Annotated in this window: 22 protein-coding genes; 16 read left to right on the forward strand and 6 right to left on the reverse strand. The window is 33.8% G+C overall.

The features are described 5' to 3' along the window. Positions 1–2,805, reverse strand: a complete 2,805-nt coding sequence (locus B2745_RS11040; protein ID WP_304066453.1) for a tetratricopeptide repeat protein — start codon at positions 2,803–2,805, stop codon at positions 1–3. Between the two features lie 208 nt (positions 2,806–3,013). Between B2745_RS11040 and B2745_RS11045 the strand changes: the two genes are divergently transcribed. From B2745_RS11045 to atpG, 9 genes are all read left to right on the forward strand, one after another. Beyond that, complete coding sequence (locus tag B2745_RS11045) at positions 3,014–3,877, forward strand: M23 family metallopeptidase (RefSeq protein WP_304066456.1); 864 nt, start codon at positions 3,014–3,016, stop codon at positions 3,875–3,877. A 9-nt stretch (positions 3,878–3,886) separates the two neighbouring features. Beyond that, the gene (locus B2745_RS11050; RefSeq protein WP_304066459.1) at positions 3,887–4,321 is read left to right on the forward strand and encodes a bactofilin family protein; all 435 of its coding nucleotides are present in this window, start codon (positions 3,887–3,889) and stop codon (positions 4,319–4,321) included. Then, complete coding sequence (locus tag B2745_RS11055; RefSeq protein WP_304066462.1) at positions 4,287–4,520, forward strand: AtpZ/AtpI family protein; 234 nt, start codon at positions 4,287–4,289, stop codon at positions 4,518–4,520. Before B2745_RS11050 ends, B2745_RS11055 begins: the two co-directional genes overlap by 35 nt. Positions 4,521–4,920: 400 nt before the next feature. Then, complete coding sequence (gene atpB / locus B2745_RS11060; protein ID WP_304066465.1) at positions 4,921–6,021, forward strand: F0F1 ATP synthase subunit A; 1,101 nt, start codon at positions 4,921–4,923, stop codon at positions 6,019–6,021. Between the two features lie 196 nt (positions 6,022–6,217). Beyond that, complete coding sequence (gene atpE, locus B2745_RS11065; RefSeq protein WP_026905005.1) at positions 6,218–6,433, forward strand: ATP synthase F0 subunit C; 216 nt, start codon at positions 6,218–6,220, stop codon at positions 6,431–6,433. A gap of 95 nt (positions 6,434–6,528) precedes the next feature. Continuing rightward, positions 6,529–7,023 (forward strand): F0F1 ATP synthase subunit B, encoded by a 495-nt coding sequence (gene atpF, locus B2745_RS11070; protein ID WP_304066468.1) that lies wholly within the window; start codon positions 6,529–6,531, stop codon positions 7,021–7,023. Positions 7,024–7,100: 77 nt separating this feature from the next. After that, positions 7,101–7,649, forward strand: a complete 549-nt coding sequence (gene atpH, locus B2745_RS11075; RefSeq protein ID WP_304066471.1) for an ATP synthase F1 subunit delta — start codon at positions 7,101–7,103, stop codon at positions 7,647–7,649. A gap of 41 nt (positions 7,650–7,690) precedes the next feature. After that, positions 7,691–9,265 (forward strand): F0F1 ATP synthase subunit alpha, encoded by a 1,575-nt coding sequence (gene atpA / locus B2745_RS11080; protein WP_304066474.1) that lies wholly within the window; start codon positions 7,691–7,693, stop codon positions 9,263–9,265. Positions 9,266–9,342: 77 nt separating this feature from the next. Then, a complete protein-coding gene (gene atpG, locus B2745_RS11085) occupies positions 9,343–10,224 on the forward strand; it encodes an ATP synthase F1 subunit gamma (RefSeq protein ID WP_026905009.1) in 882 nt (293 codons plus the stop codon). 135 nt (positions 10,225–10,359) lie between these two features. Here the strand turns inward: atpG and B2745_RS11090 are convergent, their stop codons facing one another. Continuing rightward, complete coding sequence (locus B2745_RS11090; protein ID WP_304066477.1) at positions 10,360–10,824, reverse strand: hypothetical protein; 465 nt, start codon at positions 10,822–10,824, stop codon at positions 10,360–10,362. A gap of 119 nt (positions 10,825–10,943) precedes the next feature. On the opposite strand from B2745_RS11090, the gene B2745_RS11095 reads away from it, so the two are divergent. Further along, entirely contained in the window at positions 10,944–11,129 is a 186-nt protein-coding gene (locus B2745_RS11095; protein ID WP_026905011.1) for a hypothetical protein, read from the forward strand. A gap of 37 nt (positions 11,130–11,166) precedes the next feature. Here the strand turns inward: B2745_RS11095 and B2745_RS11100 are convergent, their stop codons facing one another. Together B2745_RS11100 and gldB are read right to left on the reverse strand one after the other, a co-directional pair. Beyond that, entirely contained in the window at positions 11,167–11,955 is a 789-nt protein-coding gene (locus B2745_RS11100) for a patatin-like phospholipase family protein (protein ID WP_304066480.1), read from the reverse strand. Beyond that, positions 11,952–12,998, reverse strand: coding sequence for a gliding motility lipoprotein GldB (gene gldB / locus B2745_RS11105; RefSeq protein WP_304066483.1), 1,047 nt, complete (start codon positions 12,996–12,998; stop codon positions 11,952–11,954). Before gldB ends, B2745_RS11100 begins: the two co-directional genes overlap by 4 nt. A 27-nt stretch (positions 12,999–13,025) precedes the next feature. On the opposite strand from gldB, the gene B2745_RS11110 reads away from it, so the two are divergent. Genes B2745_RS11110 through B2745_RS11120 form a run of 3 tightly spaced genes read left to right on the forward strand, consistent with a single transcriptional unit; the run spans position 13,026 to position 15,784 of the window. Next, on the forward strand, positions 13,026–13,667 hold the full coding sequence (locus tag B2745_RS11110; RefSeq protein WP_304066486.1) for a porin family protein: 642 nt from the start codon (positions 13,026–13,028) through the stop codon (positions 13,665–13,667). A gap of 31 nt (positions 13,668–13,698) precedes the next feature. Further along, positions 13,699–15,339 carry an NAD+ synthase gene (locus B2745_RS11115; protein WP_304066489.1) on the forward strand — a complete coding sequence of 547 codons (1,641 nt, stop codon included), beginning with the start codon at positions 13,699–13,701 and terminating at the stop codon, positions 15,337–15,339. A gap of 13 nt (positions 15,340–15,352) precedes the next feature. Further along, entirely contained in the window at positions 15,353–15,784 is a 432-nt protein-coding gene (locus tag B2745_RS11120) for a nuclear transport factor 2 family protein (RefSeq protein WP_304066491.1), read from the forward strand. A gap of 53 nt (positions 15,785–15,837) precedes the next feature. On the opposite strand, the gene B2745_RS11125 is transcribed toward B2745_RS11120, so the two are convergent. Continuing rightward, positions 15,838–16,359, reverse strand: a complete 522-nt coding sequence (locus tag B2745_RS11125; protein WP_304066493.1) for a DUF2911 domain-containing protein — start codon at positions 16,357–16,359, stop codon at positions 15,838–15,840. A 60-nt stretch (positions 16,360–16,419) separates the two neighbouring features. Next, positions 16,420–18,066 carry a glucose-6-phosphate isomerase gene (pgi, locus tag B2745_RS11130; protein ID WP_304066495.1) on the reverse strand — a complete coding sequence of 549 codons (1,647 nt, stop codon included), beginning with the start codon at positions 18,064–18,066 and terminating at the stop codon, positions 16,420–16,422. 128 nt (positions 18,067–18,194) lie between these two features. On the opposite strand from pgi, the gene B2745_RS11135 reads away from it, so the two are divergent. The 3 genes from B2745_RS11135 to B2745_RS11145 all read left to right on the forward strand — a co-directional run bounded on the left by B2745_RS11135 (position 18,195) and on the right by B2745_RS11145 (position 21,584). After that, on the forward strand, positions 18,195–19,508 hold the full coding sequence (locus B2745_RS11135; RefSeq protein WP_304066498.1) for a M16 family metallopeptidase: 1,314 nt from the start codon (positions 18,195–18,197) through the stop codon (positions 19,506–19,508). A 2-nt stretch (positions 19,509–19,510) separates the two neighbouring features. Next, positions 19,511–20,905 (forward strand): M16 family metallopeptidase, encoded by a 1,395-nt coding sequence (locus B2745_RS11140; protein ID WP_304066500.1) that lies wholly within the window; start codon positions 19,511–19,513, stop codon positions 20,903–20,905. Between the two features lie 232 nt (positions 20,906–21,137). Beyond that, positions 21,138–21,584 (forward strand): hypothetical protein, encoded by a 447-nt coding sequence (locus B2745_RS11145; RefSeq protein WP_304066503.1) that lies wholly within the window; start codon positions 21,138–21,140, stop codon positions 21,582–21,584. The last annotated feature ends 35 nt before the right edge of the window (positions 21,585–21,619 follow it).

A 21,619-nucleotide genomic window follows, 5' to 3' on the forward strand; every position in this document is an offset into this window, starting at 1 on the left:
TTATTTTATATAATTTAAATACTGGTTTAAACTTTCTGTATCCTTTATCAACAGTAAGTTAGGCTCAGAAATTACAAACTTTCTATACGATGAAGCTGGTAAATTAAGAATAGTAGGCAATTCTTTTTCTAACTCAAGTAAAGCTTTTTCAGCTAAATCTTTATTGTTAAGTTGCGCTCTTATAGCTATTAATTTATCCGTGGTGCTCACGGTTCTGATTGTTAAATTAACTGTTGATGGTGCAAATTTAGCATAAAAATACTTGGTAAGTTCTGCAAAAGGTTTGGCTACGTTAGTTTTTGCATCTTTAATGTTAATGATAATGACATGTTGCACCCTGGGATTATTAGAAAATATAATAGCTGCCGGTTTGCTAGGCGTTGGTTTTACAGTTTCTATGTCAGCTGGTTTCTCTTCTTTAACAAGGCTTTCTGCTGGTTTTGTTAACGTTTTAGTTTCTTCTTTTGCAGGGTCTATATTCTTCTCTACAGGTTTTTCTATTACAGGTTTAATGTCTTTCTCGGGCTTTTTTGCAGCAATTTCTATATTTGGTTTTGGCTTGTCTTCTTTTGTTTGATTTATTTTTGTTTCAACACTTGGTTGTACTGCCTTTTTTGAAATTGCAATTTCCTCATCCTCTGCTTTAGGTATATCAAGTATAACTAAATTTGGTTTAGTAGATGTTTGAGACTGATTTGGGTGATAAGCTAATAAAGCAGTTGGCCTGCTATAAAAATTTGTTTTATTATTATTGATAAAGGCCAGTTGCGTTTTTATGGTAGGTATAGTAATGGTGTCCGTAGGATAATCAGTAATAATTTTTTGCAGTTGTTCTACAAAAATATTAGGTTTTTGAGTGTAACCCAATGCCATTGTTTTAAGGTACAAAAATTTAGGAGCTAGGTCTGGAAAGTTTTCAAATTTAGGACTTAAATTTTCAATTTTTTCAATAGCTTCTTGATATTCTTTTTGTTGATAGAGCTTAAATATAGCCTCGTATTTTGCGTTTAAATCATTTAACACAGCTTGGTCTGCTTTGTTAAAGTTTGGGTTAATGATAGCTTTAGCGTAAATAGATTGAGGGAAATAATCCGTCAATAAAGTTTTATATTTATCAGATTGTTGAGGGTTTATATCTTGATAAATTCTATAAAGTTGGTAATAAATTTCGGCCAGTTTCTCGTCTTGCGGGTTATAATCTTTCACAAGCATTTCCAAAGCCTCTATGGATGCTATTTTATCATCTAATACATCTTTGTAAAAAAGGGCAATTTCATAGCGGGCTGTTTTAATTTTGTTTAAAGATGCAGTTCTTTTTTCGTTGGTTAAGGGCACAGTATTTAAAAAATCAGCTTTTAAAGAGTCTATATTCTCTGCTCTTGTACTTAAATTATTATTGATGCTCCCCAAATTATTGGCTAAACCAGCAGCATTATTATTTACAGAAGAACTTCCGCTTATTCTCCAGTTATCTTGTAATTTTCTGTTTCCCCATCTCTTCTTAAAATCACTCATTCCCTGGCTAATTGCCAAAGGGTTATTAAAGTAAAAAGAGCCTGCATTTTTATTACTTGCAGATGCCTCGGGTATACTTACAAAAGCCAAATTTGCATTTTCTTGCCTTTTAACAGCTTCTTTTTCTACTTTAACTTGTATTTTTTCATTGATGTATTGTTCTCTGGCCTCACTGGTTAAAGTAGAAAGCATCAATAACTCCTGCTCTTTCTCTATCAAGGTTAGGCGTTGGGCTAAATACTGTAAGTTATTGGCTTTTATCACAATGTTTTGGTAACCCGGATACTCTTTGGGTAAACTTTGCAAAGTACTATCATAATAAAGTTGTGCCTGGGTATAATTCTTTAAAGAATCAAAACTTACTTCAGCTAGTTTTAAATAAGATAAACCTCTTTGCTTTTGAGAGCCAGGTATAGTATGTGCAGATAATTGATAATACTCTTGGGCCTGTGCCAAATCTCCCTGTTGTAAAAGGGTATTTCCAATTTGATAATAAATTTGGTCTTTAAATTCTCTGTTTTTATCTTCTTTTAGCAGTCTTTTAAGCGTTGCAATTTTATTAAAATCTTTCCCGCTAGCATTTTCCTCTAATTTAATGCGAGCTAAATTTGCATTAAAAGACATTTCAAAAGCAGCATTACTTTTAACTACTTTAGAGTAATTGGAGTAAGCGTCTTCCAACTGATTATTTTCTTCCTGAAGCTGCGCTAAAATGAATGTCCACCTGGTTTTCTCGTAACGATTTTTAGTGAAATTAACCGCTTTTTGAAGATGAAAGATGGCCGAATCTATATCTTCCTTATAGAGATAACTTTGTGCAAGTGCGGCATTTAACTGGGCTCTGTGATACTTAAGATTCTTTGCGTAAGCCTTTTGCAGTATGGTATCTGCCAAAGCATAATTGTTTATAGCAAAGTAAGATTTTCCTTGCCAGATAAGCCCTTCAAGTGTGTTTTTCTTTTCTTCGGGATAATTGCTACCCACATAACCGAAATATTCTAACGCATTGTAGTAATTTCCTTTTAGATATTCTGATTTTGCTAATAGTAAAAAGGCATCATCTACCCATCTGCTTTCAAATTTTTCAAGGGCTATTCTATTAGCCCGGTTCACTACTTCATTTAAATTTTCAGATTCTGATGATGAACCACTCTCTGTAGGTAAGGGATAAATATCAAGAATTTGGTTATAATCATCCTTATGAAGATTTCTAATATTGATTTCTGATTCTCTAAGAATTTCAGACGCATTGTAATAAATGTTGTAATGTGCTGTTATATTCTTCATCATGGAAGTTTTCTTACCTTTCTTTTTGATGAAGCAACCCGAAGAAAAAACTATAATAAATATGATAAATAGTCTAAAAAGACCATTAGTTTTATAAAATTTCAAAATATTGATTTTAAATATTACAACTAAATACGAGCAAATTTATTTTATATTGCCAATATTCACACTATCGTAAAGATATTAATAAGAGCAGAATATTTAGGAAAGGATGAGTAAAAGAAAAAAACTCTCGGCCCGCTTAAAGGAAAAATATAAATTAGTTATTTTAAATGATCATACTTTTGAAGAAAAAGCATCGTTTAGAGCCTCCTTATGGTATTTATTAATAGGAACATCTGCTTTTGCTATTGTATTAGTTTTTTTAACCATCGTAATCATTAAAATAACTCCATTAAGAGAATACATAACCGGTGTTGCCGATATTGATAATAAAAGAGACATTATTTCTACCTATGCCAAGGTAGATTCCTTAGAAAAATTAGTGAAGGCAAATGATTTATACCTCGCCAATCTTAATCAAATCATCAGTGGCAAACCAGATGAAGATAAACTAGCCAAGCCAAAAGATAATAACATCAAATCTGATAGTATAAAATTGAATCAAAAAATTTCTGATGATGAAAAAGAGCTTAGAAAGCTTATAGAGTCTGAAGGCCGATTTGATTTAAGTGAAGGTAGCACCGGAGCAAAGAGTGGGATAGCAACTTTCTCTTTTTTTAGCCCGGTGAAAGGGAAAATATCATCGAAATTCGATAATACTCAACAACATTATGCAGTTGATGTGGTAACCAGGAAGAATGAAAATATCAAGTCTACACTAGATGGTACAGTGGTTTTTTCAAATTTCACCCCAGAAACAGGTTACGTAATTGCTATACAGCATGCAAATAATATGTTATCTTTTTATAAGCATTGTTCTGCATTGTTAAAGAAAGTTGGTAGCTTCGTGAGGGCAGGAGAGGTAATTGCCGTAGTTGGCGATAGCGGAGAATACACAACCGGGCCACATTTGCATTTTGAACTTTGGTTAAACGGTTCGCCAGTAAACCCAGAAAATTATATAACCTTTTAAACACAAGTCATGTTTCGAAAAAAAAAGGAAGATGCCATTAAAGGCGAACAAAAAGCAGGCGCTATCAATATTGTTGGTGTGGGTACTCAAATTAAAGGTGATTTGGAAACCAGTGGAGATATCAGGATTGATGGGAAAATAACAGGTAACTTATTATCTAAAGCAAAAGTAGTTATTGGGCAAACCGGTGAAGTTAATGGTAATATACATTCAGACTCGGCAGAAGTGTCTGGCTTGGTAAACGGTAATATTTCCAGCTCAGAAACATTATATTTAAAAGCTACCGCTCAAGTTAATGGCGATATTGCATCTAATAAATTGGTGGTAGAAAACGGGGCTAATTTTACTGGTCATTGCCAAACAGGTTTATCTCAAACCAAATCTATTTCAGAAAAGAAAAAAATATTTGATGTTAGAGCAGAAAGACAAGAAGCCACCGCTTAAAACTGTAAATAATTACATTAAATACTCTGGATTGGCTTTTCAGATGTTTAGTATCATAGGAGTTTTTACCTTTGTAGGATATAAAATAGACGAGTCTAGGGCTAGTAAAACACCTATCATAACAGGTATCTCAAGTTTGCTTGGCGTTATCATCGCTATTTATACAGTATTAAAAGGAATTAATAAATCTTCAAATTGAGTCTTTCAAAATTTTTTATCTGGTTTACCATTTTTACGCTTTTCTTAATTGGCTTGGTTAGCTTGCTTCAAGGGCCATTAGGTTTGCAAGCTTTTTTCATTCCTAAATTTTGGGTAATATTTGGCTTCATGGCAGTCATTACCCTTATGGTTTTCTTTGTTTCTTTTATTGGGATACAAAAAGGAGGCGAGGGACAAGTTTTTGTAGTGATGGGCGCTATAGTTATCAGGCTGTTAATCAGCATGATAGTTGTTCTTTTTTATCTCAGTAAGTTTAAAATAGACCCTATTTTATTCGTTATAAATTTTTTTTCTATTTATTTATCCTTTACGACCTTTGAAATTTATTGTTTGTTACTTAACTTGCGCCACCAAATTAAAAAGTAAAAAACACGGAATCAATGGATTTTAGCCACATTTTAAATTATAAAAATTTTGGATTAAAGGCGTTATTCGCACTTTTTTTAGCGTTTTTGTCATTTAATGCCTATTCAAATCAAGAAAATGCAACCATTGAACCGGCAGGAGCAGAAGCAGGACATCATGCTGCGGCAGAAGAAAAATTTGATCCAACGGTAACTATTTTAGAGCACATAAGCGATGCGCATAGCTGGCACTTATGGGGTCACACAAGTTTACCTCTTCCAGTTATTTTATATACTCCTCAAGGTTTAGAAATTTTTTCTTCAGCTAATTTAATGGATGAGCATCATGCACCAAAACCTTATGCTGGTAAGTATTATACTTATGTAAATGAGCATGAGCATATTAAAGTTTTAAAAGCTGATGGTACTGTTGATGAGTCTGTTTCTATTTTAGATTTTTCAATCACTAAAAACGTAGCTGCTATGTTTATATCGGTTATTTTAATATTAGTGATTTTTATTAGTGTTGCAGGTTCTTATAAAAAACGTGTTGGAAAAGCACCTAAAGGTTTACAATCTTGGTTAGAACCCTTAATTGTATTTGTTAGAGATGATATTGCTCGTCCTAATATTGGATATAAATACGAGAAATTTATGCCTCTTTTATTAACCATATTCTTTTTTATATGGTTTAATAACTTGTTAGGCTTAGTTCCTATTTTCCCAGGTAGTGCAAACGTAACTGGTAATATAGCAGTTACTATGGTATTAGCTTTTATCGTTCTTGTAGTTGTTAACATCAATGGTAATAAATACTACTGGGCGCATATCTTTAAACCAGATGTTCCTTTTTGGTTATTACCAATCATGTGGGTGGTAGAGGTTATTGGAGTTTTCTCTAAGCCTTTCGCTCTAATGGTTCGTTTGTTTGCAAACATTACAGCTGGTCACATTATCGTATTAAGTTTAATATCTCTGATTTTCATCTTTAAAACATTAGCTATCGCTCCGGTATCAGTTGCTTTCGTTTTATTTATGGATGTATTAGAACTTTTAGTTGCTTTCTTGCAAGCCTTTATCTTTACCATGCTTACGGCATTATTTATAGGTACGGCAGTAGAAGAGCATCATCATTAATGGAGAATAAGGATTTAAAGAGAAAAGAGTAAAGACTTCTTAATAAAAGGAAGTTAAAAACTTTAAGAATAAAATAGAAAGGTTAATAAAGTTTAGATGAATAGTGCTTTATTTCTAAAAAACTATCAACTAACAAAACTAACCAACTCAATAAATAGAAACATTTTGTTTAACAATCATATAATAAATTAAAGTTATGGTAGGTTCAATCGCTGCAATAGGTGCAGGTTTAGCAGTAATCGGTGCTGGTATTGGTATCGGTCAAGTAGGTGGTAAAGCAATGGAAGGTATTGCTCGTCAGCCAGAGGCTGCTTCAAAAATTCAAACTGCTATGATCATCGCTGCGGCACTTGTAGAAGGTGTTGCTTTATTCGGTGTGGTAGTTGCGTTATTAGGTAACAATCCTGCATAAGGATCATTATCATTAACAAAACCGGAAATCTAGCGATTGGCTTTATTTCCGGTTTTTAAAAAGACATTCATTAGTAACAACATATATAAACTTTTATGGAATTAGTAACTCCTAGTATTGGATTGGTTTTCTGGACATTAGTATCCTTTCTAATTTTACTTGTTATTTTAAAGAAATTAGCATGGAAACCCATGTTAGGCGCTATTCATGAGCGTGAGCGTTCTATTGAGGATGCTTTAAACAAAGCAGAATTAGCTAAGCAAGAAATGGCTCGCTTATCAAACGAAAACGAGGCACTTTTAAAACAAGCTAAAGCAGAGCGTGATGCTATCTTAAAAGAAGCTAAAGAAATTAAAGATCAGATTGTTAATGAGGCTAAGACCCAGGCTCAGACAGAAGGCGCTAAATTAATCGAGAAAGCAAAATTGGAGATTAATAACCAAAAGATAGCGGCTTTAGATGAGGTTAAAAACCAAGTTGCTTCTTTATCTTTAGAAATTGCAGAAAAAATTATGCGTCAACAGTTTAATGATAAGCAAAAGCAAGAACAACTTGTGGGCGAGTTATTAAAGGATGTTAAGCTGAGCTAGATAAAAAGTAAAAATTTAAAATTCAAAACGATGTTTAAGTTTTGAATTTTGATTTTTGAATTAAACTTTTAAAAAATATGTCAGAAATAAAAGTAGCATCAAGATACGCTAAATCACTTATAGACCTTGCAAAAGAGCAAAATGCTTTAGAACAAGTAAAAGGTGATATGCAATTATTTGTAGATACAGTTAAAGCAAGTACTGAGTTACAAGCTGTACTTAAGAATCCAATTATTCCAATTGGAAAGAAAAATAGCATCTTAGTTGCAATTTTTGGAGACAAAGTACATGCTACAACCAAAGCTTTTTTAAAAATTGTTATTGATAAAGCAAGAGCTGAAGTGCTATTTGGAACTGCTAAAGAGTTTCTTAACCAATACAACCAATACAAAAATATTGTAACTGCTAAGGTAACATCTGCTATAGCTTTATCAGACACTGCAAAAGCAGACATTATTGCCAAAGTAAAAGAAGTTACAGGTGGTGAGGTTAGATTAAATGCTACTATAGACGAAAGTTTAATTGGTGGTTTTGTTTTAACCGTTGGTGATAAGCAATTTGATGCTAGTATTTCAAGCAAGTTAAATCAGCTAAAAAAGGATTTTGCACAAAGAGTAGTAGCTTAATTAAGTAAAAAATAAAAATTAATATCTTAAATAAATAAAAGATGGTAGAGGTAAGACCAGATGAAGTTTCGGCGATTTTACGTCAGCAATTGTCGGGATTCAAGTCTGAAACTGAATTAGAAGAGGTTGGTACTGTACTCCAAGTGGGTGACGGTATTGCCCGTGTTTATGGTTTAACTAAAGTACAAGCCGGTGAGCTAGTGGAGTTTGAAACTGGTTTACAAGGTATCGTACTAAATCTTGAAGAAGATAACGTTGGGGTGGTATTGTTAGGAGCTTCTGACGAGATAAAAGAGGGTGACACCATTAAAAGAACAAAACGTATCGCGTCTATTAAAGTAGGTGAAGGTATGTTAGGTCGTGTGGTTAACACGCTTGGTCAGCCAATTGATGGTAAAGGCCCTATTATAGGTACAACTTACGAGATGCCTTTGGAGCGTAAAGCACCGGGTGTAATCTATCGTCAACCAGTTACCGAGCCATTACAAACAGGTATTAAAGCTATTGATGCGATGATTCCTATTGGTCGTGGTCAGCGTGAGTTGGTTATTGGTGACCGTCAAACTGGTAAATCAGCAGTTTGTATTGATACCATCATCAATCAAAAAGAATTTTACGATGCAGGACAACCTGTATTTTGTATATATGTAGCCATTGGTCAAAAAGCAAGTACTGTAGCGAACGTTGTAAAAGCGCTTGACGAAAAAGGTGCTATGGCTTATACCATTGTTGTTGCAGCTTCTGCAGCAGATCCTGCTCCAATGCAATTCTATGCTCCATTTGCAGGTGCTGCAATTGGCGAATTCTTCCGTGATACAGGTAGACCAGCTTTAATTGTTTATGATGATTTATCTAAACAAGCAGTAGCTTACCGCGAGGTATCTTTATTGTTAAAGCGTCCTCCTGGTCGTGAGGCTTATCCTGGAGACGTTTTCTATCTTCACAGTCGTTTATTAGAAAGAGCTGCTAAAATCAATTCTAACGATTCTATCGCTCAGCAAATGAACGATTTACCAGAGTCTATCAAAGGTATCGTAAAAGGTGGTGGTTCTTTAACAGCATTGCCAATTATCGAAACTCAAGCGGGTGACGTTTCTGCTTATATCCCTACCAACGTAATTTCAATTACCGATGGTCAGATATTCTTAGAGTCTAACTTATTTAACGCGGGTGTTCGTCCGGCTATTAACGTTGGTATTTCTGTATCACGTGTAGGTGGTAACGCTCAAATTAAATCCATGAAGAAAGTTGCGGGTACTTTAAAACTAGACCAAGCACAATATCGCGAGTTAGAGGCATTCTCTAAATTTGGTTCAGATTTAGATGCTTCAACTAAACTGGTTTTAGATAAAGGAGCTCGTAACGTAGAAATCTTAAAGCAAGGTCAGTTCTCTCCGGTAACGGTTGAAAAGCAAGTTGCTATTATTTACGCTGGTACTAAAAACTTAATGAGAAATGTACCTGTAAATAAAGTAAGAGAATTTGAACTGGAGTATACTACACAATTAGAGCAACGTCATCCAGAAGTTTTGGCAGCCTTAAAAGCTGGTAAATTTGATGATAGCTTAACAAGTGTTTTAGAAACAGTAGCAAAAGAGGTTTCTGATAAATATTAATTTTAGTATTGAGTAGGGTGTATAGTGTATGGAGTAAATCATCGCAATACTCACTACTCAATTCTCAATACTAGAAAATGGCAAATTTAAAAGAAGTAAGAATTAGAATTGCATCTGTAAGTTCTACTCAGCAGATTACCAAAGCTATGAAAATGGTTTCGGCTGCTAAGTTAAAAAGAGCTACTAACGCTATTATACAATTACGTCCTTATGCTAATAAACTAAAAGAGATTTTAGCTAATCTTTCTGCTAGTTTAGAGGATGGGGTATCTGTATATACTCAGGAAAGAGAAGTTAAAAATGTACTATTAATTGTAGTAACTTCTAATCGTGGGTTAGCCGGAGCTTTTAATACAAATGCAATAAAAACTGCTAATAATTTAATAGCAGAAAAATATGATTCTTACCACAAAAGTGGTAATCTTCACATCATAGCTATTGGTAAAAAAGCTCAAGATTATTATGAGAAGCGCAATTATAATGTTATTGGTAACAATAACGAGCTTTACTCAAATCTTAATTTTGAGAACGTTTCTGCAATTACAGAAAGCGTTATGGATGCTTTTGTTAAAGGCCAATATGATAAGGTAGAAGTTGTTTACAACCAGTTTAAAAATGCAGCAATGCAGATTTTAACCGTAGAACAATTATTGCCAGTGCCTAAAGCAGAGCGTTCTGAGAAACAGGTTTCTAATACAGATTATATTCTTGAGCCTTCTAAAGAAGAAATTGTAGAGCAATTGATTCCTAAAAACATCAAAATACAACTTTACAAAGCTGTTTTAGATTCTCACGCTTCTGAGCATGGCGCAAGGATGACTGCTATGGATAAAGCCACTGATAACGCTGGAGATTTACTTAAGAAATTGAAATTGGCTTATAACCAAGCTCGTCAAGCAGCTATTACTACAGAGCTTTCTGAGATTGTAAGTGGTGCAGCTGCATTATCTAACGGATAAGTTCAATTTTAATACAGCTATTTTAAAAGAGGGTAGGAAACTATCCTCTTTTTTTGTTTCATCAGTTTTATAAAAAAACACCTCTTTACCATTATGGTTAAAGAGGTGTTAAGGTTAATGTATAAATATATATTGTTAAGGTTTTTCCCAGATGATGGTATTATCGGCAGTAAGTGGTAATACTTTATTATTAAAAGATAGCTTGGTAATTTGCAAAGTACCGCAGCAATCCTGATCAATAAATTTAGTTTCTACTTTTAAAGTATCAGATAAAACAGTACCAACTTTTATAATAAATTCATCTGAAATAGCTGTTTGGAAGCTGATGTATCTGGTTGTGCTTACTGTACTATCAATCTTAAAACTTATGTTTTCTTTTAGCCTAAAACTGTAGATGCTTAAATCTGCTTGTTGTTGTTTAGACGAATTGAAAATAAGGCTGTTTAGACCTCTATCGGTAATTTTCAGTCTTAAATTTTGAGCCGGAGCAGCGCATAATACTGCCGGACAAATTTTTCCATCATCCTGAGTATTGCAGCTTATGATGAAAAAGCTTAGTGGAAATAAGAGCAGAAATAAAAGATATTTAAGTTTCATCATCTTTTGTTTTAAAACCTTACGTTTTCTAATGTATAACTGCTACAATTTTATAAAATAAATTAGCGACTATATCCAACTATTTTATATTTTTGCAGGCATAAAGCTTTAATATTTAAGTTATGGTAAACGCAAACAACCCTTCTCATTATAAAGTAATTATCCTTGGAGTTTTTGTAACTCTTTTTGGTGTATACATTAAGCAATTTATAGAGCACTCTACTGTTGTAGATTTAATTGGATGGGCTTTAACTTTCATTGGTGCATTTATCTCTATTGGCGGAGTATTCAAAATTTTAAAAGACTAATGAAATTTTAATCATATTTATAAAAGCTCTGATAATTTCAGGGCTTTTTCTTTTTTAAGCTTAATATGATTTGCGTTAAAGATTCACTCTCGCGTATTTGCTTTAAAGCTTCTTCATGGGCTATCCAAAATATTTCTTCGGCCCGGCTAATATCAAAAAGACCAGTTTCTCCTAAACCATGGGGCTCAATTAAAATATCTACTCCTTTTCTTTTTTCTTCCATATCATGATTGGTGGATAAAGTAGCAGCTCTTTCTATCACATGCTTCATATTCCTGAGCTTTTGTATTACCGGTAAATGGTTGCAAGAAGAACCAATAACGTAATCGCAGTTGTTTTGTAAAGGCTCTAAAGGGAAATTGTTAAGTACTCCACCATCAACATAAAAATCTCCTTCTATTTCTATAGGATTAAAAATCCCCGGTATACAACTAGAAGCCATCACCTTATCAATCAAAGTACCAGAACTGAAATAAGTTAACTTACCCGTATTAAAATTAGTAGCGGTAACGGTTAAAGGTATTTTTAACTTTTCAAAGCTATTATGAGGGAGGTAATCTAAAAAAAGTGGAAAAGTAGATTCTAATTTTAAAAGTGCTGGCCTACCTATGGCTAATCTAAATAAGCGAAGTAGTGGCGTTTTCTTAAAGATATTTAAAGCTTCATAAGGGTCTATTCCATTAGCGAACAAAGCGCCTGCTATAGCGCCTGCACTAGTACCTGTAATTTGGTGGATAGGAATTTTCTTTTCCGTTAGGGCTTTTAAAACACCCAAATGTGCAATTCCTCTTATCCCGCCTCCGCTTAAAACAATACCTATTTTCATTTTTGATTGGGCTTGTATTTAGATGCTTTTAATATTTTTTGATAGTCTTTTTCTAACATCAGTTTTTGTAAAGTTGTTTCAGGATTTTCTTGCATATAGCGCTTTACAATTTGCCAGCCAATAAATAAACCAAGTTTTGGTGCGGAATTATTCTTATCGCCTAAGCCTGGTGTAAATGGAGCTTCTGATAAATATTTCTGGATTTTTAGATAATCAGTATCATAAAGTAAATTCTCACTCAAGAAATAAGCCCAAATATCAGACTCGAAATTGTTTGCCCATTCGGCCTGTGCTTTGGTGTAACCAATAAGTATGCTATCAGCAATGGTAGGTTGTACTTTACTTAAAAAATAAAGAATCTTTCCATTGTAAATCATCTTATCCAATAAGCTTTTTTCTGCATCAGATTCTGGAAATAACTCTTCACGAGCCAATACTTCCATTACCCTCGGGGTGATGTTATCCGGTGTAAACCTTCTGCTGATGTATCTTGGAATACTTTCTACCAAAGCGGGGTAAAACTTAGAATCAGGGCCTAAAAACATGTCTAAACCAATACCAATATAATTTTCTCCAATAGGTGTTTGTACCTGAAACCCCGAAATATAGGTGATTAATGTTGGTATTTTAATTTTGGGATAGTAATATTTTACATGTTTGAAAGCATCTGTAAGTATAGGAATTTGAGCATCTAAATTTGGATAAACTGCTTGTGTTTCTTTTTGTAAATCCTGATAAGGAGCCCCGGATAAAACATCTTTTACAACAGGATAATAAGCGGTATCAGATGTTGGCCCCGTATTTAAGATTTTCTCAAAATAATCTTGATAAAAAGCCCCATATTTTTTTTGTAATGGAGGTAATGCTGTAGCAAGCTGGTTTGGGTTTACTTTAGCTAAATCTTGGTCAAACCTTTTGATAGTAAGCTCTATATTAATATGACTAACATCAACTTTATTTTCTTGCTTACATGATATACAACAAACTAAGCATATCAGAAAAAAAAAAGTACTTTTGAGACAGATTTTTATTTTAAGAATCATAAAGTTAAATTTTTAATTACCGAAGTTATGAAAAAGATATTATTCCTATTTCCGTTTCTATTTTTAAGTTTTTGCGTTTTGGCACAAGACGATGAAGAGCCAGCTTTTAAATTAGGTTTAACGGCACATCCAACTTTAGGATGGATAAAATCTGATATTGATAATGTAGATGGAAAAGGGGTGAGATTGGGTTTTTCTTATGGTCTTTTGGCTGATATAAACTTTGCAGATAATTATGCTTTTAGCACTGGTTTAAAGTTAACCACCATTAATGGTAGAACAGAGGCTGTTGCAGGAAGTACGAACTCTGAACAGGTTTTTAAATTGCAATACATAGAAATACCAGCTAAACTTAAATTATTAACCAATGATAATAATGGGGTTAAGTTTTTTGGAGAGTTTGGTTTAGGGAATGGTTTAAACATCAAGGCTAAACAAGATAATACATCAACCATAACGGCAGACAATGCTGATAACAGAGATATTTACAACCAGACTGCTTTTTACAGGGGCTCTATCATTATAGGTGCTGGCACCGAGATTAGCACAACAGGAAGAACCAAAATATTAGCTGGTTTAAGTTTTGATAATGGTTTTACTGATATTAAAAAGGGAGATGGCTCTCTAAAAAATGCTTATTTAGGTATAAATATTGGGGTGTTTTTTTAGAAGGTAAGCATTTTTAAGCGATTACTTATTTATGAAAATAGCATTAGCGCAGCTAAACTATCACATCGGAAATTTTGAGCTCAATACTCAGAAAATTATACAAACCATTCAAGCGCAGAAAGCAGCTGGGGCAGATTTAGTTGTCTTTGCAGAGTTGAGTATTTGTGGCTATCCACCCAGAGATTTTCTAGAATATCCGGAGTTTATTTCTTTGTGTAAACAATCTGCTTTAAAAATAGCAAAAGCTTGTGAAGGTATAGCTTGCATTGTGGGTGTTCCGGAGTTAAATCCTGTTATAGAAGGCAAAGATTTGTATAATGCAGCTTATTTTATGGCTGATGGCGAAATTAAACAAGTCATTAGGAAAGCCTTGTTGCCCACTTATGATGTTTTTGATGAGTATAGATATTTTGAACCTGCTCATGAATTTAAATGCGTAGATTATAAGGGCTATAAAATAGCCGTTACCATTTGCGAAGATTTATGGAATTTAGGCGATAATCCTTTGTATAAAGCTTGTCCTATGGATGAGCTGATTAAGGAAGAGCCAGACTTTATGATTAACATTGCGGCTTCGCCTTTTGCTTATCATCATGATGAACAACGGATTGTCATCCTGTCTCAAAACTGCCATAAATATCAAATCCCATTATTTTATGTGAACCAAGTTGGTGCGCATACCGAGTTGATTTTTGATGGCGGTTCTTTGGTTTTTGACAAAGCAGGCGATATCGTATCAGAACTTAAATATTTTGAAGAGGATGTTCAAATTTTTGATGTTGGACAGGTTAAAAGCTCCATTGTTTTAAGTGAAAATCAAGAAAGACCATCAGATACAGTACAAGTACACCAAGCTCTGGTTTTAGGTGTTAGAGATTACTTTCAAAAATCAGGATTTAAAAAAGCTATTTTAGGTTTATCAGGAGGGATAGATTCTGCTGTAGTTTGTGCGCTAGCCTGCGAAGCTTTGGGTGCAGAAAATGTGATGGCTGTATTACTACCTTCTAAGTATTCTTCAGATCATTCTGTTAAAGATGCTTTAGACCTCGTTAAAAATATTGGATGTAAACATACTACCTTGCCTATAGCACAAGTAGCAACAGCTTTTGAAGATACCCTAGCTCAAGAATTTGAAGGCCTTGCACCAAGTTTAGCCGAAGAGAATATACAGGCTCGCTCTCGTTGTGTATTGTTAATGGCCATGTCTAACAAATTTGGCTATGTATTATTAAATACCAGTAATAAAAGTGAGGCTGCTGTAGGTTACGGCACTTTATATGGAGATATGTGTGGCGCTATTTCTGTGATTGGCGATTGCTATAAGACTCAAGTTTTTCAATTAGCCAGATATATCAATAGAAATGGAGAAATTATTCCTGAAAATACAATAGTTAAACCACCATCTGCGGAATTAAGGCCAGATCAAAAAGATTCTGACTCTTTGCCAGAATACGATATCCTAGATAAAATACTATTTGAGTATATTGAATTGAAGAAAAGCTCAAAAGAAATTATAGAACAGGGCTTTGATACAGATTTGGTTAAAAAAGTTTTAAATCTGGTTAATAATGCCGAATTTAAGCGTTACCAAACGCCTCCCATTTTAAGGGTATCACCTAAAGCTTTTGGAATGGGAAGAAGAATGCCTATAGTAGGCAAGTATTTATTTTAACTAATGATAAATTATGAGAAAGTTACCTCTTTTAATCCTGATTTTTATGACAACAATGACAAGTGCTTTTGCACAAACAAAAGCCGAAAAAGAAGTTAGCATAGCCGTAGAAAAGCTACGTGATGCTATGGTTAGCGGTAACCGAGCCGATTTAGAGAGTATTGCATCAACCCATTTAAGTTATGGGCATTCTGGAGGTAAAATTGAAGATAAAGCTGCCTTTGTAGAGTCTATTGCCGGAGGCTCATCTGATTTTGTGAAAATAGATTTAGCAGATCAAACTATCCAAGTTACAGGCAATACAGCTATTGTTAGACATAAATTATCTGCCGATACCAATGATGGTGGTAAACCAGGACATGTGAATTTACATATCCTTTTGGTATTTGTAAAGAATAGCGGAAATTGGGAACTATTAGCTAGGCAAGCGGTTAAAATCCTTTAGAAAATAAAAAGCTATCCAAAACGGATAGCTTTTTTTATCTTTTTGAAGATAACTTATTTAACCATAAAATCTATATGAACATCTCCCCATGCTAAAGCAACCTCTCCGTTTTTAGCAATAGTGAAAGTCATCCTTTCCATAAACTCTTTAGCTTTCTCTGCTTTTACAGTAAATCTAAGCGCATCTTCTGCTTCTTTGTATTTGTAATTTCCCCACTGGTCCCAAGTTTTGTTAAAAATAACAACCCATTCTTTTTCTCCTGGGATAGTAAACAAAGCATATTTACCAGCAGCTAAACTTTTGCCATTAATTTTAACGTCTTTACTCACTTCAAACTGCGTGGCTGCATTAGCACCAGTTCTCCATACTTTTCCGTAAGGCGCAATTTCTTTACCAATAGTTCTGCCTTTTATACCCGGTTGTGCATAATTGATCGTTACTTTAGTGCCATTGCTTAAGGTTTCTGTAACACTTGCAGGCGGACTAGCAGGTTGTTTTTTAGCTTCCTGAGCTTTAACTACTACATTCCCGATAAGGAAAAATAGCGTAGACAATAATAAGATTGTTTTTTTCATGATGTTATTTTTCTTTAGAAACGTTATTATTTATAAAATGTTGATACACTCATTAAAATATTACCTCCAATTTTTAAACAAATTGATTAAACCATTGGTAGAAGCATCATGAGAAGTAATTTCATCATCGTTTTTAAGCTCAGGTAATATTTTACCTGCTAATTGTTTGCCTAATTCAACTCCCCATTGGTCAAAGCTAAAGATGTTCCAGATAACGCCTTGTACAAAGATTTTATGCTCATACATGGCTATTAAAGCGCCTAAAGTTTTAGGGTTTATTTGTTTAACTAAAATAGAGTTGGTTGGTCTATTGCCTTCAAATACTTTAAAAGGAGCTATTTTTGCTATTTGCTCATCGGTTTTACCTTCTTTTTTAAGTTCGGCAATTACTTCTTCTTCTGTTTTACCATTCATTAAAGCTTCTGTTTGTGCAAAGAAGTTAGAAAGTAATAAGGTATGATGCTCGCCTAATGGATTATGAGATTTTGCTGGCGCAATAAAATCACAAGGAATTAATTTAGTACCCTGATGGATTAACTGATAAAAAGCATGTTGTCCGTTAGTGCCAGGCTCTCCCCAAATTACTGGTCCAGTTTGATAATTTACTTGTTCCCCATCTCTAGCAACATATTTCCCATTACTTTCCATATCTCCCTGTTGGAAATAAGCCGCAAAACGATGCATATATTGGTCGTAAGGTAAAATAGCTTGAGTTTCTGCCTCAAAGAAATTATTATACCATACGCCTAATAAAGCTAATATTACTGGGATATTTTGTTCAAACTCTGTTTCTCTAAAATGGATATCCATTTCATGAGCGCCTAGAAGTAAATCTTCAAAATTCTCAAAACCTATAGAAAGTGCAATAGGTAAACCAATGGCACTCCATAAAGAGTAACGTCCGCCAACCCAATCCCAAAACTCAAACATATTTTGAGTATCAATACCAAATTTAGAAACGCCATCTGCATTGGTAGAAAGCGCAGCAAAATGTTTAGCAACATCGCTTTCTGCTGCACCAGCAGCTAAAAACCAATTACGGGCAGAATGGGCATTAGCCATTGTTTCCTGTGTAGTAAAAGTTTTAGATGCAATTAAAAATAGCGTAGTTTCTGGATTAACCTTTTTTAAAGTTTCTGCTATATGTGTGCCATCAACATTAGACACAAAATGAAGTGTTAAATGATTTTTATAAGCTTTTAAAGCCTCGGTAACCATAACGGGACCCAAATCAGAACCTCCAATGCCAATATTTACGACATCTGTAATAGTTTTTCCGGTATATCCTTTCCAATCTCCGTTGATGATAGCATCAGAAAAGATTTTCATTTTTTGTAAAACCGCATTTACATCAGGCATGACATCTTTACCTTCAACTATTACAGGTGTATTACTTCTGTTTCTTAATGCTGTGTGTAATACGGCTCTATCTTCTGTTTCGTTAATCTTCTCCCCATTAAACATCGCTTGTATAGCACCTTCAACGCCGCATTCTTTTGCAAGTTGCGTTAATAAGGCTATGGTTGTTTCGTTTATTCTATTTTTAGAATAATCAACTAAAATATCATTAAACAATATGGTGAATTTGTTAAACCTTTCTGAGTCTTCAGTAAAAAGAGTTCTCAAGTGTTTATCAGATATTTCAACAAGATGGTCTGCCAGATATTGATAGCTTTTTGTTTGTGTGAAGTTGATTTTTGGTAACATGCAGTTTAATTTATTGATTTCTAAATAGAGTGCAATATAAGCATTGCAAAATTTTTAAGACAAAACTATTCGCATTCGTTTTTGTAAGGTACTATATCTTAAATTGCAACATAACACTAATTGAAAAAATGAGAAAACTGTTTGTTACTTTGCTAGTTGCATTAAGTTCGCAACTTATTGCACAAAATAAGATAGATGACGTAAAGACATTTACCTTAAGCAACGGAATGAAGTTTCTGGTTCTGGAAGATGCTTCAATCCCTAACGCCAATATGTACCTGTTTTACAAAGTAGGTTCAAGAAATGAACATCCGGGCATAACCGGTTTGTCGCATTTTTTTGAGCACATGATGTTTAACGGAGCTAAAAAATATGGTCCTAAAGAATTTGACCGTACCATGGAGTATAATGGCGGGGCAAATAATGCCTATACCACACAAAATGTAACGGTTTATACCGATTGGTTTCCGGCCCAAGCTTTGGAAGTTATATTCGATTTAGAATCAGACCGTATAGCTCATTTGGCGATAGCCGATAATATGGTAGAATCTGAAAGAGGTGTAGTACTTTCAGAAAGAAGTACGGGTTTAGAAAACTCGCCATGGAGAATGCTAGGCGAAGCTGTTTATGCCACTGCTTTTCAGGAACACCCTTACCATTGGCCTGTAATTGGTTATGAGGAGGATATTAAAAATTGGACAAAACAAGATTTAGAATATTACTTTAAAACTTATTATGCACCCAACAACTGTACGGTTGTTATCTCGGGTAACGTAAAATTTGATGAGGTTAAAAGACTTGCTGAAAAGTATATGCAACCCATACCAGCTCAAAAACCTGGTCCTAAAGTTTATTTGGTTGAGCCAAAGCAAACCGGAGAGAGAAGAATTGCGGTTCAGAAACAAGTAAGTTCTCCTTATATGATTATTGGTTACCATGCGCCAGAAGCACAGCATGCTGATTATTATACTTTAGACATCTTAAGTGCCATTTTAAGTAACGGAAACTCATCTCGTTTACACAGCAATTTGGTTGATCAAAACCAATTAGCAACTTCTGTTTTTACAGATTATAGTGCCAGTTTTGATCCCACTTTATTCTCTATTTATGTATCATCTGCAAAAGGAAAATCTACAGATGAGATAGAAAAAATGGTTTATAGTGAGCTTGAAAAAATAGCTAAAGAAGGTGTTACAGCTAATGAACTACAAAAAATCAAGAACCAGAAATTGAGTGAGTTTTATGACCAAGTTGAAACCATTAATGGCAAATCTAATAATCTAGGTACTTATGAGGTTTTCTTTGGCGATTATAAAAAGATGTTTACCGCTATGGATGAATATGCTAAAGTAAGTATAGATGATGTTAAAAGGGTAGCTGCAACTTATTTCAAAAAATCTAATAGAACAGTTGGAATTTTAAAAAGTAACACAGAAGAATAATCATGAAAAGAAATCAATCAATCATAAAAATAGGCTTTTTCTTGCTAATGGTTTTTCCTTTGGCAGTTTTGGCACAGCAAGCTAAGTTTAAGCTTCCGGCATACGAGAAATTTAAATTAGCTAATGGTTTAACCATTTATCTGATGGAGCAACATGAGGTTCCTACAATTAATATAGCAGCGGTAATTCCATCAGGAGCAGTTTTAGATGCTGATCAAAAAGGTTTGGCGTCCTTAACAGCTAAAGCCTTGCAATTTGGAACAAAAAGTTACACCAAAGCTCAAATAGAAGAGCAAATGGACTTTATTGGGGCATCTTATAATACTTATGCGGGTAAAGAATTAGCAGGTTTAAGCGCAAAATTTGCGGCTAAACATCAAGATAAGGTTTTACCTATTATAAACGAGCTATTAACAGCGCCAAGTTTTAATGAACAAGAATTTACCAAAGAAAAACAAAGAATACTTACACAATTAGAAAGAGCTAAAGAAAGTCCGCGTTCTGTAATAGGTAATTATTGGGATAGTTTTATGTATGGCAAGCATCCTTATGGTAACCCGGTTTCTGGTAGTGTTAGCTCGGTTCAAAATTTATCTGTTACTGATGTAAAGAACTTTTATAACAAGAACTATGGGCCTAATGGTGCAGCGATAGCTATTGTTGGAGACTTTAAAGCTAAAGAGATGAAAGCTAAAATCTCTAAGCTTTTTGGTAAATGGAATAATTCAGTTAATGCCACAGCTATTTCATCAACTATAGAAAGCCCTAAAGAGGCCAGAGTTTTATTGGTTAATAAAAGTGATGCCCGTGAGACAACTATGTTGATAGGCGGTAAAGGCGTTAGTCGTAACAATCCAGATTTTGTGGCTATAGAAGTTGTAAATACTGTTTTAGGAGGTAGGTTTACCTCGTGGTTAAATGATGAGTTAAGGGTAAACTCGGGTTTAACTTATGGTGCTAACAGTCGTTTCTCTACCTTGAAAAATTCTGGTACATTTTACATCAGTACTTTTACGGCTACAGCAACTACCAAAGCTACGGTTGATAAAGCTTTAGAAGTATTAAAAAAGCTTCAGGAGAAAGGCTTAGATGAAGCTACCTTGCAGTCTGCTAAAAATTATGTAAAAGGGCAGTTTCCGCCAGATTATGAAACGCCTGCTCAATTAGCTTCTTTACTTACCGATATGTTTTGGTATGATTTTAACGAAGACTTCATCAATTCTTTTGAAAATAAAGTAGATGGCTTAACTGTTGAAAAAAGTAAAGAGATTATCCAAAAGTATTTCTCGGCTAATGATTTGCAGTTTTTATTTGTAGGGAATGCAGCAGAAATTAAGAATGTAGTAAGTGCTTATGGTAAACTGACCGAAAAACAAATCAAAGAGGATAGTTTTTAAATAAATACTGTACACTAAGTACTCTTAAAAGTGGATTAGCTCTTGTTAATCCACTTTTATTTTTTGGTATAGTAATTGATACCAAAGTTTCAGTTCTATCTAATTATAATTGATTTAATAATTTTTGCTTTTTATTAATAAAAATATATTAAAATATTTGTTTGTTTGCATAATTTATTAGAATTTTGTTTTTGAGTAGTTAATTTTGTAATCTCACCTAATTTAAAATAAAATGTTTGAGAAGTTGTATTCTATAGTAAAAGAGAATTTAGAGCCACATTTAAATGAGGTAGGTCAAATTTCTGCTAGTGCACACGAAGCTATCATTAACGAAGCATCAGGTACTATTATTGATGTTTTAAAAGCGCAAATTGATAATGGTAAGTTTAATGATTTGTTAGTTTTCTTTAGTGTATCTAGTATTCAAAACACCGCTTTAGTACGTTCAATAGCATCAAAATATGCTATTAGATTAAACAAGTATTATGGCATAAATATGAATACGGCTAAAACTTTTGCTGATAAGCAGATGCCTGTTATCATGAACAAGCTTATACAAACGGCTAAAAGTAACCCAAAAAATGCAAACGGAATGTTTGCTTTCTTTAACAAGCTGAGTGGATATTCTATTAATTTTGAGACTTTATTTGGTAAGATGCCTCAATTGCAGTTGGCTTAAATTTTAAAGGTTAAATAAATTAAAATAGTTGAGGA

The organism is Pedobacter glucosidilyticus, assembly GCF_002483235.1.
In the GTDB taxonomy this organism is placed as follows: domain Bacteria; phylum Bacteroidota; class Bacteroidia; order Sphingobacteriales; family Sphingobacteriaceae; genus Pseudopedobacter; species Pseudopedobacter glucosidilyticum_B.

Excerpts from the sequence above, each read along its gene's own strand:
- atpF (WP_304066468.1), top strand. The coding sequence starts at position 6,529 with ATGGAATTAGTAACTCCTAGTATTGGATTGGTTTTCTGGACATTAGTA.
- atpE (WP_026905005.1), top strand. The coding sequence starts at position 6,218 with ATGGTAGGTTCAATCGCTGCAATAGGTGCAGGTTTAGCAGTAATCGGT.
- B2745_RS11140 (WP_304066500.1), top strand. The coding sequence starts at position 19,511 with ATGAAAAGAAATCAATCAATCATAAAAATAGGCTTTTTCTTGCTAATG.
- atpA (WP_304066474.1), top strand. The coding sequence starts at position 7,691 with ATGGTAGAGGTAAGACCAGATGAAGTTTCGGCGATTTTACGTCAGCAA.
- B2745_RS11050 (WP_304066459.1), top strand. The coding sequence starts at position 3,887 with ATGTTTCGAAAAAAAAAGGAAGATGCCATTAAAGGCGAACAAAAAGCA.
- B2745_RS11095 (WP_026905011.1), top strand. The coding sequence starts at position 10,944 with ATGGTAAACGCAAACAACCCTTCTCATTATAAAGTAATTATCCTTGGA.
- atpG (WP_026905009.1), top strand. The coding sequence starts at position 9,343 with ATGGCAAATTTAAAAGAAGTAAGAATTAGAATTGCATCTGTAAGTTCT.
- B2745_RS11145 (WP_304066503.1), top strand. The coding sequence starts at position 21,138 with ATGTTTGAGAAGTTGTATTCTATAGTAAAAGAGAATTTAGAGCCACAT.
- atpB (WP_304066465.1), top strand. The coding sequence starts at position 4,921 with ATGGATTTTAGCCACATTTTAAATTATAAAAATTTTGGATTAAAGGCG.
- B2745_RS11040 (WP_304066453.1), bottom strand. The coding sequence starts at position 2,805 with ATGATGAAGAATATAACAGCACATTACAACATTTATTACAATGCGTCT.
- B2745_RS11110 (WP_304066486.1), top strand. The coding sequence starts at position 13,026 with ATGAAAAAGATATTATTCCTATTTCCGTTTCTATTTTTAAGTTTTTGC.
- pgi (WP_304066495.1), bottom strand. The coding sequence starts at position 18,066 with ATGTTACCAAAAATCAACTTCACACAAACAAAAAGCTATCAATATCTG.
- B2745_RS11090 (WP_304066477.1), bottom strand. The coding sequence starts at position 10,824 with ATGATGAAACTTAAATATCTTTTATTTCTGCTCTTATTTCCACTAAGC.
- gldB (WP_304066483.1), bottom strand. The coding sequence starts at position 12,998 with ATGATTCTTAAAATAAAAATCTGTCTCAAAAGTACTTTTTTTTTTCTG.
- B2745_RS11115 (WP_304066489.1), top strand. The coding sequence starts at position 13,699 with ATGAAAATAGCATTAGCGCAGCTAAACTATCACATCGGAAATTTTGAG.
- B2745_RS11135 (WP_304066498.1), top strand. The coding sequence starts at position 18,195 with ATGAGAAAACTGTTTGTTACTTTGCTAGTTGCATTAAGTTCGCAACTT.
- B2745_RS11120 (WP_304066491.1), top strand. The coding sequence starts at position 15,353 with ATGAGAAAGTTACCTCTTTTAATCCTGATTTTTATGACAACAATGACA.
- B2745_RS11045 (WP_304066456.1), top strand. The coding sequence starts at position 3,014 with ATGAGTAAAAGAAAAAAACTCTCGGCCCGCTTAAAGGAAAAATATAAA.
- B2745_RS11125 (WP_304066493.1), bottom strand. The coding sequence starts at position 16,359 with ATGAAAAAAACAATCTTATTATTGTCTACGCTATTTTTCCTTATCGGG.
- B2745_RS11055 (WP_304066462.1), top strand. The coding sequence starts at position 4,287 with ATGTTAGAGCAGAAAGACAAGAAGCCACCGCTTAAAACTGTAAATAAT.
- atpH (WP_304066471.1), top strand. The coding sequence starts at position 7,101 with ATGTCAGAAATAAAAGTAGCATCAAGATACGCTAAATCACTTATAGAC.
- B2745_RS11100 (WP_304066480.1), bottom strand. The coding sequence starts at position 11,955 with ATGAAAATAGGTATTGTTTTAAGCGGAGGCGGGATAAGAGGAATTGCA.